This window comes from Streptomyces altiplanensis, assembly GCF_053591575.1.
Genome location: NZ_JBSFUB010000052.1, coordinates 37,057 through 50,069, shown reverse-complemented (window position 1 = coordinate 50,069; position 13,013 = coordinate 37,057). Strand labels below are relative to the sequence as shown.

The window sequence follows — 13,013 nt, the reverse complement described above, 5'->3', positions numbered from 1 at the left end:
GTCACGCGTGAGCGCATCCGCCAGATCGAGTCCAAGACCATGTCGAAGCTGCGCCACCCGTCGCGCTCGCAGGTCCTGCGCGACTACCTCGACTAGGCCGTACCTGGTCGTTCACCGCCCGGACCGAGGGCCCGGAGCCTCGTACGCGAGACTCCGGGCCCTCGGCTTTCACGGGTGCGGCGCACCGCCGTCCGGCCGACGCTGGGGATGTCATTGCAGCGCCGAACCAGGAGGACGAATGCGTCGCTCTTCTACCGGATCTCTGACAGGGGTGGTGGCCCTGGCGGCCACGGCCCTCATAACGCCGCACGTCTCGGGCGGTACCGCCGCCGCCGACGGCGTGGTGATCGGGGGCCGGCCGGTACAGGTCTCCGAGACGCCCTGGGTGGTGGCACTGGCCAGCCGTGACCGGTTCGGAGGTACGCGGGCGGGGCAATTCTGCGGGGGAGTGCTGGTGGCGCCGGACAAGGTGATGACGGCGGCGCACTGCGTGAGCAAGGAGGTCCTCGGCGTACCGCTCGGCCAGGTGCGCGACCTGAAGGTCGTCGCGGGCCGCAGTGAGCTGGCGGGTTCGGGGGGCCAGGAGATCGCGGTGAGTGACGCGCAGATCGATCCGGAGTACGACGCCGGGACGAACACGGGAGACTTCGCAATGCTCACGCTGTCGGTCTCGCTTCCCGCGCATCACGCCATCAAGGCCGCGGGGCCGGGAGACGCGGCGTACACCCCGGGCACGAGCGCGGTCGTCTACGGCTGGGGGGACACGACCGGCACCGGAATCTACGCGTCCGAGCTGCATGCCGCGCCGGTGGAGGTGCTGCCCGACAGCACCTGTGAGAGCGCCTACCCGAAAAGCACCTACGGGACGTACAGCGCGGACACGATGCTGTGCGCCGGGGACCCGGAGGGGGGCCACGACGCGTGCCAGGGGGACAGCGGTGGGCCGCTGGTGGCCGACGGCCGGCTGATCGGGCTCGTCTCCTGGGGGAGCGGCTGCGGTCAGGCCCAGAGCCCCGGGGTGTACGCACGCCTCTCGGCGGCCCCCGGAGCATGGACCACCAGAGGCTGATTACGCTTGCAGCGTACGAGAACGGGCGGCCTTCCCCGGGGTTTCCGGGGGGACCGCCCGTCGACCGGTCTGTAACCGGCCCTTGGCTCGTCGTAATGGCGAGGTATCAGCGTTCCTCGTCTTCCGGGGACGGCGGCACGGGGGTCAGCCGGTCTGTCTCGTCCTGTATTTCCGCGGCGATCTTCTTGAGTTCCGGCTCGAACTTGCGACCGTGGTGGGCGCAGAAGAGCAGTTCGCCGCCGCTGGCCAGGACAACGCGCAGGTAGGCCTGGGCGCCGCATCGGTCGCATCGGTCAGCGGCCGTCAGGGGGGTCGCGGGGGTCAGAACAGTAGTCACGTCGCCTCTTCTCTAGCTCGACGAGCTGTCGTACCAGGGTCAACATCCAACCAGGCCGAAAACGTTCCCGCTCGTGGCTTTTCCTTGAAAATTCTTCCGAAGGTGGCTGTCTGCTGCCGGTTAGCGGCGAAGGAGCCGTATTGCGTCGCTCTACGGTTTCGCGTCGGTTATTGGGTGGTCTGCCCTCCCGGCTGGCTTGCCGGTTGTTCATGAGGACGTGCCCGGAGCCTAAATGGTTCATGCCTAGAAGGGAACGTGATGTCCACGTCACCCCTTCGAGGGATCGAACGTGCATACGACTCTGGACTAGCATGAGTTTTCCTGAGGGTGGCGTTACATCGGCTCTACCAGGCCTCGGTACCCTCTGACCGGCGACCCACGCCGGGCCCGTACCCCATCGGGACACATTTGAAATTCAGCGAGGAGCGAACCGCGTGACCGCCGAGACGTCCGTGCCGTCCACTGCGCTTCTGACCGGTGCAGACCGTGACGGCTCCAACTACACCGCGCGGCACCTGCTCGTACTCGAGGGGCTCGAGGCCGTCCGCAAACGCCCTGGCATGTACATCGGGTCCACCGACAGCCGCGGCCTCATGCACTGCCTCTGGGAGATCATCGACAACTCCGTCGACGAAGCCCTCGGCGGTTACTGCGACCACATCGAGGTCGTCCTGCACGAGGACGGCTCGGTGGAGGTCCAGGACAACGGCCGCGGCATCCCGGTCGACGTGGAGCCCAAGACGGGCCTGTCCGGCGTCGAGGTCGTGATGACCAAGCTGCACGCCGGCGGCAAGTTCGGCGGTGGCTCGTACGCGGCCTCCGGTGGTCTGCACGGCGTCGGCGCCTCCGTCGTCAACGCCCTCTCCGCCCGCCTGGACGTCGAGGTCGACCGCAACAGCGCGACGCACGCCATCAGCTTCCGGCGAGGCGTCCCCGGCATGTTCACCGGGTCGGGCCCCGACTCCCCCTTCGACCCGGCGAACGGTCTGCGCAAGGTCAAGCGGGTCCCCAAGACGCGTACCGGCACGCGTGTGCGCTACTGGGCCGACCAGCAGATCTTCCTCAAGGACGCCAAGCTCGGCCTGGAGACGCTGTACCAGCGCGCCCGCCAGACGGCCTTCCTCGTCCCCGGCCTGACCATCGTCGTACGCGACGAGCGCGCCCTGGAGGGCGAGGGCAAGACCGAGGAGATCTTCCGCTTCGACGGCGGCATCAGCGAGTTCTGCGAGTACCTCGCGCAGGACAAGGCCATCTGCGACGTTCTGCGGCTGTCCGGGCAGGGCACCTTCAAGGAGACCGTGCCGGTCCTCGACGACCGCGGGCACATGACGGCCACCGAGGTCACCCGCGAGCTCGGCGTGGACATCGCGCTGCGCTGGGGCACGGGGTACGACACCACCGTCAGGTCCTTCGTCAACATCATCGCCACCCCCAAGGGCGGCACCCACATCTCCGGCTTCGAGCGGTCCCTCACCAAGACCGTCAACGAGGCGCTGCGCTCGGCCAAGCTGCTGCGCGTCGCCGAGGACGACGTCGTCAAGGACGACGTCATGGAGGGTCTCACCGCGGTCGTCACGGTGCGGCTGGCGGAGCCGCAGTTCGAGGGCCAGACGAAGGAGATCCTCGGCACCTCGGCGGCCGCGCGGATCGTCGGCAATGTCGTCGCCAAGGAACTCAAGACGTTCCTGACCTCCACCAAGCGGGACGCCAAGCAGCAGGCGCGCTCGGTCATGGAGAAGGCCGTCGCCGCCGCGCGGACGCGCATCGCGGCCCGCCAGCACAAGGAGGCGCAGCGTCGCAAGACCGCGCTGGAGTCCTCCTCGCTGCCGGCCAAGCTCGCCGACTGCCGCAGCGACGACGTGGAGCGCAGCGAGCTCTTCATCGTCGAGGGGGACTCCGCGCTCGGTACGGCCAAGCTCGCCCGGAACTCCGAGTTCCAGGCGCTGCTGCCCATCCGGGGCAAGATCCTCAACGTCCAGAAGTCTTCCGTCTCGGACATGCTCAAGAACGCCGAGTGCGGCGCCATCATCCAGGTCATAGGAGCGGGTTCCGGGCGGACCTTCGACCTGGACGCCGCGCGCTACGGCAAGATCGTGCTGCTCGTGGACGCCGATGTCGACGGCGCGCACATCCGCTGCCTGCTGCTGACCCTCTTCCAGCGCTACATGCGGCCGATGGTGGAGGCGGGGCGCGTCTTCGCCGCCGTGCCGCCGCTGCACCGGATCGAGCTCGTCCAGCCGAAGAAGGGCCAGGACAAGTACATCTACACGTACTCGGACAGCGAGCTGCGGCAGAAGCTGCTGGAGTTCCAGCGCAAGAACGTGCGCTTCAAGGACTCCATCCAGCGCTACAAGGGCCTGGGCGAGATGGATGCCGACCAGCTGGCGGAAACCACGATGGACCCGCGCCACCGCACGCTGCGCCGGATCAACATCGGTGACCTGGAGTCCTCCGAGCAGGTCTTCGACCTGCTGATGGGCAACGAGGTGGCGCCCCGCAAGGAGTTCATCACCAGCTCGGCGGCGACCCTGGACCGCTCGCGCATCGACGCCTGAGCCGGCGCCGGACGGAGACCACCCGTGGGTGGAGCGCACAGCTCCACCCACGCTCCGATCCCTGCGGGCCTCCGGTCCGCAGGGCCGTTCCACGACATCGCAGGCGAGCGGCGGCTGGACCGCGCGGCCGTCCCCGGAGGTCCCGTCACGGCTGGGTGCGCCACGGGTGCGCATGGTCACCGACGTCCTGGTCCGGGTCGCGACGACCACCTGGATCCTCTGGACGGCGTACGGCGTACGGCGTACGGCGTACGGCGTACGGCGTACGGCCCGGAAGCCTTCCGGGGCGTCGCGGCCGTCGTCCCGGCGGCCGGACCGTGGTTCCCGCCCTGCCCGGGCTGGGGATCGCGCTCGTCGGGTACTCCCTGTGCCTCGGCGCGGCAGGCCCGTGGCCCCGGCCGAGCGGGCCCGTATCGCCCGGGAGATCCACGGCGTCCTGGCACCCCGCCTCTCCGCACCGGTGGTGCACCTGGGGCCGCCCGGATCCAGGTCGGGCCTCTTCGCCAAGGCGGGAGGGCGCGACCGGGCACAGGCGGCGCGGTATGCCCACCGGCACGGACTCGCACAGCCGCCCGGGACATCCGTCACCTGAAGGGGTGAAGAGAAAGGATTGAAGAGTCCTGGATCTTCCCACTCTGTCCATCCTTGGCACGCGGACAATCCGTGCGTGGACAAGGAGAACTGTTCGGTGGAGAAGCACGAAGGGCGCGAGACCGCAGCGGTGCGGTTCGACGATCCCTGGTACGACGCGCTTGCCTCCGGGTGGGGCGAGCTGGACGGTACGGGAGCCCCCACGCCGGTCGCGCCGCCCGCGCCCGGCGGCCCGGGGCCCGGCCACAGCGCGGCCGAGATCTACCTGGAGGTGCAGCGCAGCGCCGCCTTCCAGGAAGTGCGCAGCCGCTACCGGCGGTTCGTCGTTCCCGCGTCCCTTGCGTTCTTCACCTGGTACCTCGCCTACGTCGTCGCGGCGACCACCGCGCACGACCTGATGGCCCGCCCCGTCGTGGGCGCGGTGAACGTCGCGATGGTCGCCGGGCTCGGACAGTTCTTCACCACCTTCCTGCTGACCTGGGCGTACGCACGTCACGCGCGGCTGCGCAGGGACCGCGCGGCGCTCGATCTCCGCTGGGACACCCAGGAACTGACGCGGGGGGCCGACCGGTGACAAGCACGGCGGTGACGGGCTCAGCGACGACAGGCCCGGCCATGACCACGCAGCACCAGACGCTCGCGCTGCTGCTGTTCTGCGCGTTCGTCGCGGTGACGCTGGCGATCACGACCTGGGCGGGCCGCAACCGGCACGGCTCCGCTGAGGAGTTCTACGCGGGGGGACGGCTGTTCTCCCCCATGGAGAATGGTTTCGCCATCGCGGGCGACTACATGTCCGCCGCCTCCTTCCTCGGCATCTCGGGTCTGATCGCCCTCTACGGTTACGACGGCATGCTCTACTCCGTGGGCTTCCTCGTCGCGTGGCTCGTCGTCCTGCTGCTCGTCGCCGAACTCGTCCGCAACTGCGGCCGGTTCACCCTCGCCGACGTCATCGCCGCGCGGATGAGCGAGCGCCCCGTCCGTATCGCGGCGGGAACTTCCTCGGTCACCGTGTCCGTTCTCTATCTGGTGGCGCAGATGGTGGGAGCGGGCAGCCTGGTCGCGCTGCTGCTGGGCGGGGACAGCGAGGCCGCGCGTTCCTGGACGGTCATCGGCGTGGGCGCGCTGATGGTGATCTACGTGTCGCTGGGAGGGATGCGGGCCACCACCTGGATCCAGATCGTCAAGGCAGTGCTGCTGATGGCAGGTACGGTCGCGCTCACCGTGCTCGTCCTGGTGCGCTTCCACGGCGACTTCAACCAGCTGCTGCTCTCCGCCGCGGAGCGCAGCGGTCACGGCACGGACTTCCTGGCACCCGGCCTGCGGTACGGCGGCGACTGGACGGCCCGCTTCGACTTCATCAGCCTCGGTCTCGCGCTCGTCCTCGGTACGGCCGGGCTGCCGCACATCCTGTCCCGCTTCTACACCGTGCCGACCGCGCGCGCCGCCCGCCGCTCGGTCGTCTGGTCCGTCGGCCTCATCGGCAGCTTCTACCTGATGACGATCGTGCTCGGCTTCGGCGCGGCGGCGGTGGTCGGATCCGACGAGGTCCGGGCGTCGAACGCCGCCGGGAACACGGCGGTTCCCCTGCTGGCGCTCGACCTGGGCGGCGGCGCCGGCTCCACCGGAGGGGCGGTTCTCTTCGCCGTCGTCGCGGCCGTCGCCTTCGCCACCATCCTGGCGGTCGTGGCCGGCATCACGCTGGCGTCCTCCGCCTCCGTCGCCCACGATCTGTACGCCTCGCTCAGGCGCCGCCACGCCAGGCAGCACAGCGAGGTCGCGGTGGCCCGTGTCGCGGCGGCCGGTGTCGGGGCCGTGGCCATCGGCCTCGGCCTGCTCGCCCGCGACCTGAACGTCGCCTTCCTCGTCGGCCTGGCCTTCGCGGTCGCCGCGTCCGCCAATCTGCCGGTGCTGCTCTACTCGCTGTTCTGGCGGAAGTTCACCACCCGCGGCGCGGTCTGGTCGGTGTACGGCGGCCTGGTCCCGGCCGTGCTGCTCGTGCTGCTCTCGCCGGTCGTCTCCGGCAGCCCCGAGGCGCTCTTCCCGGGCGTCGACTTCCAGCTCTTCCCGTTGCAGAATCCGGGCCTGGTCTCGATCCCGCTGGGCTTCCTCGCGGGCTGGGCCGGTACGGCGCTGTCGACCGGTCCGCCGGACGAGGCCAGGTACGCGGAGGCAGAGGTGCGCTCACTGACGGGGGCGGGCGCGGCCTGACCGGGCGGCGGGAGGCAGGAGACGGGAGGCGGACGGCAGGGCGGCGGGGCCCGCACGCGCTCAGCGGCTGCCGGCCGTCCACGCGTACCGGTGCTCCGGGCGGCCCGTCTCGCCGTACTTGAGGCTGAGGCGCACCCGTCCCGACCGCTCCAGCAGTTTCAGATAGCGCTGCGCGGTCTGCCGGCTCATGCCCGCCCGCTCCGCGATCTCCTGGGCGGACAGCGGGCCCCCGGCGGCCAGCAGCACCTGGCGGACCAGCTCCGCGGTGGTCGGCGAGTGCCCCTTGGGAAGGTCGGGGGAGCCGGTCACGGACAGTGCCCCGAAGATACGGTCGACCTCGGCCTGTTCCGCCTCGCCGCCCCCGTCGAGGGTCCGGCGCAGCCCGGCGTACGCCTCCAGCTTGGTGCGCAGCCCGGCGAAGTTGAAGGGTTTCACCAGGTACTGGAGGGCTCCCTGGCGCATCGCCGCCTGTACGGTCCCGATGTCGCGCGCCGCCGTCACCATGATCACGTCGGTCTGGAGGCCGAGCCCGCGCAGCTCCCGTACGAGCGCGAGCCCGTTCCCGTCCGGCAGATAGTGGTCCAGGAGCACCAGGTCGACGTGGTGCGCGCGCAGCTGTGCCAGTGCGTCGGCGGCGGAGTGCGCCCGGCCGACGACGCGGAAGCCCGCCACCTTGGCCACGTAGGCGGCGTTGATCTCCGCGACCCGGACGTCGTCGTCCACCACCAGAACGTCGATCATCGCGTCTCTCCTGCCGTGTCCGGCGCCACCGTGTCCGGCCCGCCGCCGATCAGTCCTGCTGCGCCCACCCCCGTGCCGCCCACCCCCGTGCCGTCCGGTTCCGCGCCGGTCGGCACGGCGCCGGCCGGTCCGGCGTCCGTCAGTGCCTCCGGCAGTACGACGGTGAATTCGGCACCGCCCTTTGCCCCCTCGCCGGCCCGGGCGCTGCCGCCCTGCCGCTCCGCCAGCCGGCGCACCATCGCGAGGCCGAGGCCGCGCTTGCCGTGTGCGGGCAGCTCCTTGGTCGACCACCCCTCCGTGAAGACCAGCTCCCGCTGCTCAGCGGGGATCCCCGGCCCGGTGTCGGCCACCCGCAGCACGGCCGTGCGCCCCCGCGCCCTCAGCTCGACCTCGACGCGGGCGTCCGGGGAACCGGCCGAGGCGTCCAGCGCGTTGTCCACCAGGTTGCCGACCACCGTGACCAGACCGCGCGGGTCCACCAGACGGTCGGGCAGCAGCGTCGCGTCCGAGAGCCGCAGCGCGACCCCGCGCTCCGCGGCGACCGTGGCCTTGCCGACCAGCAGCGCCGCCAGCAGCGGATCATGGATCTTCTCGGTGATCTGCTCGGCGGTGGCGCGGTGCACCGCCGCGACCTCCGTCACGAACTCCACCGCCTCCTCGTGCATGCCCAGCTCCAGCAGCCCCAGGAGCGTATGCATCCGGTTGGCGTGCTCGTGGTCCTGGGCGCGCAGGGCGTCGATCAGGCCGCGGGTCGAATCCAGCTCACGGCCGAGCCGCTCCAGCTCCGTACGGTCGCGCAGGGTCGCCACGGCGCCCCCGTCGTCCGTCGGCATCCGGTTGGTGACCAGCACGCGCTGACCGCGCACGGTCAGCAGGTCCTCGCCGGTCACCCGCCCCGCCAGCACATCCGCCGTACGCCCCTCGCCCAGGGCCTCGTCGAGCGGCCGCCCGGTGACCTCGGGGCCGAGCCCGAGCAGCCGCTGGGCCTCGTCGTTCATCAGCCGGATCCTGCCCTCGGCGTCGAGGGCGACGACACCTTCGCGGATGCCGTGCAGCATCGCCTCGCGCTCGGCCAGCAGCGCGGAGATGTCGGAGAAGGCGAGGTCATGGGTCTGCCGCTGGAGCCTGCGGGAGATGAGGTACGCCGCCACCGCGCCGACGGCCAGGGCTCCGCCCGCGTACGCCAGCAGCCCGGGGATCGCCCCCAGCAGCCGGGCGCGGACGCTGTCGTACTCGATGCCGACCGACACCGCGCCGACGATCTCGCCGCCGGCGTCGCGCAGCGGGACCTTGCCGCGGGCGGAGCGGCCGAGCGTACCCTCGTCGATCTCCATGACCTCGTGGCCTGCGAGCGCTTCGCTGGGGTCGGTGGAGACGACCTTGCCGATCTGGCCGGTGTCGGTGTGGGACCAGCGGACGCCGCGCTCGTCCATGACCACGACGTACTCGGCGCCGGTGGAGCGTCTGATGCGGTCGGCCCCGGCCTGTACGGGCCCTTCGGCGGCGGGCCGGGAGCCGGCGAGCGTGTCGGCCAGCTGCGGCTGGGCCGCGGTGGTCTGCGCGATCGCGAGCGCGCGCCGCATCGCCTCGTGGTCGAGCTGATCGCTGAGCGGGGCGAGGAAGAGGCCGGTGGCGAGCACGGCGACGCCGCCGGCGATGGCCAGCTGCATCAGGAGGACCTGCGAGAAGACGCGCTGGGGCCAGCCCAGACGGAAACGTCTGGCGGGGGCGGTCGGTGCGGCGCTCATGTCTACGAACGGTAGAGCGCCGGGCTCGCCTTTCCGAAATCCCGTGGCCGCGCGCTCGCCCCTTGGGCGGCTCGCAGGGCCGGCCGGAGCGCCAATATCCTGGGGCGGCCGGTCCCCGCGCTACGAGAAAGGCCTCCTGGTGAGCAAGAAGCAGATCCCGGTCATCGTCCTCACGGGCTTCCTGGGATCCGGCAAGACCACCTTGCTCAACCATCTGCTGAGGCAGAGCAGGGGCACCAGGATCGGTGCGATCGTCAATGACTTCGGGGCCATCGAGATCGACGCCATGGCGGTCGCCGGGCAGCTCGGGGACTCCACCGTCTCGCTCGGCAACGGCTGCCTGTGCTGCGCCGTCGACGCCAGTGAGCTCGACGCGTACCTGGAGAGGCTGACCCGCCCCGCCGCCCGCCTCGATGTGATCGTCATCGAGGCGAGCGGTCTCGCCGAGCCGCAGGAACTCGTCCGGATGATCCTGGCCAGTGAGAACGAGCGGATCGTGTACGGGGGGCTCGCCGAGGTCGTCGACGCGGCCGAGTTCGACGCGACCCGGGAGCGTCATCCCGAGATCGACCGCCATCTCGCCCTCGCCGACCTCGTCGTGCTGAACAAGACGGACCGGGTGGGGGAGGAGCGGCTCGCGCGCGTCCTCGACACCGTCGGTGCCCTCAGCGGCTGTGCCGCCGTGGTCCGCGCGTCGTACGGGCGGATCGATCCGCAGCTGCTCTTCGACCCGGCGGTACGGCCGGACGGCGAGGAGAAGGCGCGGCAGCTGTCGTTCGACGACCTGCGGAGCGAGGACTCCGAGGACGGTCACGACGATCACCTGCACGCCGCGTACGAGAGCGTCTCCTTCACCTCCGACGTGCCCATGGACCCGCGCCGGCTCATGGAGTTCCTCGACACCAGGCCGGAGGGGCTCTACCGGATCAAGGGGTACGTCGACTTCGGTGCGGCCGATGCCCGCAACCGGTACGGGGTGCACGCCGTCGGCCGCTTCCTGCGCTTCTACCCCGAGCCCTGGGGAGGCGAGGAGCCGAGACTCACCCAGCTCGTGCTCATCGGATCCGGGACGGACGCCGGGGCGCTGGGCAAGGAACTGGCGTCCTGCCGGGCGGACGGCCCGCGGGACGCCCCCGCCGCTGCCGACGAGCACAGCATGTGGGGCGTCCTGCGGTACGTACAGGGCGAGGGCTGACCGGGGGGAAGCCGGGGCCGGGGGCCCAGGGGCTAGACCGGGCCCGCCAGGGCCGCCACCGCCGTCGTCAGCGGCGTGCCCGAGCCGTCGCGGCGCGGGTCCTGCTCGGGCAGCTCCACCGGCGTGCCGTTCTTCGCGGCGGCGCGCGCCGGAGCCGCGCCCGCCCAGGCCAGGACCAGCGTGTCCTCGCCCTTGAGGAACCGCTGGCAGCGCACGCCGCCCGTGGCCCGGCCCTTGCGCGGGTACTGGTCGAACGGCGTCAGCTTCGCCGACGTCTCGGAGTCGCCGAGCAGCGTGCCGGCCGTGCCGGCCACCGTGAAGACCACGGCGTCCGCCGCCGGGTCGACCGCGGTGAAGGAGATCACCTTGGCGCCGTCGGCGAGCTTGATGCCCGCCATACCGCCCGCCGCACGGCCCTGCGGCCGCACCTGCCCCGCCGGATAGCGCAGCAGCTGGGCGTCGTCCGTGATGAAGACCAGGTCCTCCTCGCCGGTGCGCAGCTCGGCCCCGCCGACGATCCGGTCACCCTGCTTGAGAGTGATGACCTCCAGCTCGTCCTTGTTCGCGGGATAGTCCGGGACGACCCGCTTCACCACGCCCTGCTCGGTGCCGAGTGCGAGCCCCGGCGAGGACTCGTCGAGCGTGGTGAGGCAGATCAGCGACTCGTCCGGCTCCAGGGACAGGAACTCCGCGACCGGCGCCCCGCCCGAGAGGTTCGGCGCGGACGCCGTGTCCGGCAGCTGGGGCAGGTCGATCACCGACAGCCGCAGCAGCCGCCCGGCCGAGGTCACCGCGCCCACGTCACCGCGCGCCGTGGCGGGCACCGCGGAGACGATCACGTCGTGCTTGGCGCGCCGGGCGTCGTCCATGGCGAGAGGCTCGCCACTGGCCGTACGGGCCAGCAGCCCGGTCGACGACAGGAGGACGCGGCAGGGGTCGTCCGCGACCTCCAGCGGCACCGCGGCGACCGGCGAACTCCCGGACTCCAGCAGTACCGTGCGCCGGTCGGTGCCGAACTTCTTCGCCACCGCCGCCAGTTCCGCCGAGACCAGCTTGCGCAGCTCGGCGTCCGACTCCAGGATCCCGGTCAGCTCGTCGATCTCGCCGTTCAGCCGGTCGCGCTCGCTCTCCAGCTCGATCCGGTCGAACTTGGTGAGCCGGCGCAGCGGCGTGTCCAGGATGTACTGCGTCTGGATCTCGCTCAGCGAGAAGTGCTCGATCAGCCGCTCCTTCGCCTGCCCCGAGTTGTCGCTGGAGCGGATGAGGCGGATGACCTCGTCGATGTCGAGCAGCGCGACGAGCAGGCCCTCGACCAGGTGCAGCCGGTCGCGCCGCTTGGTGCGGCGGAACTCGCTGCGGCGGCGTACGACCTCGAAGCGGTGGTCGAGATAGACCTCCAGCAGCTCCTTGAGCCCCAGCGTCAGCGGCTGGCCGTCCACCAGCGCCACGTTGTTGATGCCGAAGGTCTCCTCCATCGGCGTCAGCTTGTAGAGCTGCTCCAGGACGGCCTCGGGGACGAAGCCGTTCTTGATCTCGATGACCAGACGCAGACCGTGCATGCGGTCCGTGAGGTCCTTGACGTCCGCGATGCCCTGGAGCTTCTTCGACGAGACCAGGTCCTTGATCTTGGCGATCACCTTCTCCGGACCGACCGTGAACGGCAGTTCGGTGACGACCAGGCCCTTGCGGCGCGCCGTCACGTTCTCCACGGTGGCCGTCGCGCGGATCTTGAAGGTGCCGCGCCCCTTCTCGTACGCGTCCTTGATGCCGCCGAGGCCGACGATGCGGCCGCCGGTCGGCAGGTCGGGCCCGGGCACGAAACGCATCAGCGTCTCAAGATCCGCGCCGGGGTGCCTGATCAGGTGCCGGGCGGCGGCGACGACCTCGCCCAGGTTGTGCGGCGGCATGTTCGTCGCCATGCCGACGGCGATCCCGGAGGCGCCGTTGACCAGCAGGTTCGGGTACGCCGCGGGAAGCGCGACCGGCTCCCGCTCCTGCCCGTCGTAGTTCGGGTTGAAGTCGACCGTGTCCTCGTTGATGGACTCCGTCATCAGCGACGTGGCGTCGGCCATCCGGCATTCCGTGTACCGCATGGCGGCCGGCGGGTCGTCGTTGCCGAGGGAGCCGAAGTTGCCGTGCCCGTCGACCAGGGGCAGGCGCATGGAGAAGGGCTGGGCCATCCGTACGAGCGCGTCGTAGATCGAGGCGTCACCGTGCGGGTGCAGCTTTCCCATCACCTCGCCGACGACGCGGGCGCACTTCACGTAGCCGCGGTCGGGCCGCAGCCCCATCTCGTTCATCTGGTAGACGATGCGTCGGTGCACCGGCTTCATGCCGTCGCGGGCGTCGGGCAGCGCTCGCGAGTAGATCACCGAGTACGCGTACTCGAGGAAGGAGCCCTGCATTTCGTCGACGACGTCGACATCGAGGATCTTCTCCTCGAACGCATCGTCCGGCGGCGGGGTCTTCGTGCTGCGGCGGGCCATCGCGGCTGCGGCTCCTTCGCGGTTCTGTCGGGGTGGTTTCTTGGGTCTGATGCCGACCATTGTGGACCGGTCCACTGACAACG

At 70.9% G+C, this 13,013-nt stretch carries 9 protein-coding genes; 5 read left to right on the top strand and 4 right to left on the bottom strand.

The features are described from left to right. Positions 1 to 238: 238 nt before the first annotated feature. On the top strand, positions 239 to 1,069 hold the full coding sequence (locus tag ACWD0Y_RS22170) for a S1 family peptidase (RefSeq protein ID WP_450262042.1): 831 nt from the start codon (positions 239 to 241) through the stop codon (positions 1,067 to 1,069). Positions 1,070 to 1,175: 106 nt separating this feature from the next. Here ACWD0Y_RS22170 and ACWD0Y_RS22165 read toward each other — a convergent pair whose 3' ends face one another. Then, a complete protein-coding gene (locus ACWD0Y_RS22165; protein ID WP_344490462.1) occupies positions 1,176 to 1,406 on the bottom strand; it encodes a DUF7455 domain-containing protein in 231 nt (76 codons plus the stop codon). Positions 1,407 to 1,840: 434 nt separating this feature from the next. Between ACWD0Y_RS22165 and ACWD0Y_RS22160 the strand changes: the two genes are divergently transcribed. From ACWD0Y_RS22160 to ACWD0Y_RS22150, 3 genes are all read left to right on the top strand, one after another. After that, on the top strand, positions 1,841 to 3,961 hold the full coding sequence (locus ACWD0Y_RS22160) for a DNA gyrase/topoisomerase IV subunit B (protein WP_450262041.1): 2,121 nt from the start codon (positions 1,841 to 1,843) through the stop codon (positions 3,959 to 3,961). A 667-nt stretch (positions 3,962 to 4,628) separates the two neighbouring features. Continuing rightward, complete coding sequence (locus ACWD0Y_RS22155; RefSeq protein ID WP_450262040.1) at positions 4,629 to 5,126, top strand: DUF485 domain-containing protein; 498 nt, start codon at positions 4,629 to 4,631, stop codon at positions 5,124 to 5,126. Between the two features lie 41 nt (positions 5,127 to 5,167). Next, positions 5,168 to 6,760, top strand: coding sequence for a solute symporter family protein (locus ACWD0Y_RS22150; RefSeq protein ID WP_450262039.1), 1,593 nt, complete (start codon positions 5,168 to 5,170; stop codon positions 6,758 to 6,760). Positions 6,761 to 6,820: 60 nt separating this feature from the next. On the opposite strand, the gene ACWD0Y_RS22145 is transcribed toward ACWD0Y_RS22150, so the two are convergent. Further along, positions 6,821 to 7,501, bottom strand: coding sequence for a DUF7342 family protein (locus ACWD0Y_RS22145; protein WP_093798633.1), 681 nt, complete (start codon positions 7,499 to 7,501; stop codon positions 6,821 to 6,823). Continuing rightward, on the bottom strand, positions 7,498 to 9,249 hold the full coding sequence (locus ACWD0Y_RS22140) for a sensor histidine kinase (RefSeq protein WP_450262038.1): 1,752 nt from the start codon (positions 9,247 to 9,249) through the stop codon (positions 7,498 to 7,500). Before ACWD0Y_RS22140 ends, ACWD0Y_RS22145 begins: the two co-directional genes overlap by 4 nt. Before the next feature lie 139 nt (positions 9,250 to 9,388). Here ACWD0Y_RS22140 and ACWD0Y_RS22135 point away from each other — a divergent pair, with 139 nt between their 5' ends. Next, positions 9,389 to 10,444, top strand: a complete 1,056-nt coding sequence (locus ACWD0Y_RS22135; protein ID WP_450262037.1) for a CobW family GTP-binding protein — start codon at positions 9,389 to 9,391, stop codon at positions 10,442 to 10,444. Positions 10,445 to 10,476: 32 nt separating this feature from the next. On the opposite strand, the gene ACWD0Y_RS22130 is transcribed toward ACWD0Y_RS22135, so the two are convergent. Further along, complete coding sequence (locus ACWD0Y_RS22130) at positions 10,477 to 12,930, bottom strand: DNA gyrase/topoisomerase IV subunit A (RefSeq protein ID WP_450262036.1); 2,454 nt, start codon at positions 12,928 to 12,930, stop codon at positions 10,477 to 10,479. Positions 12,931 to 13,013 lie beyond the last annotated feature (83 nt).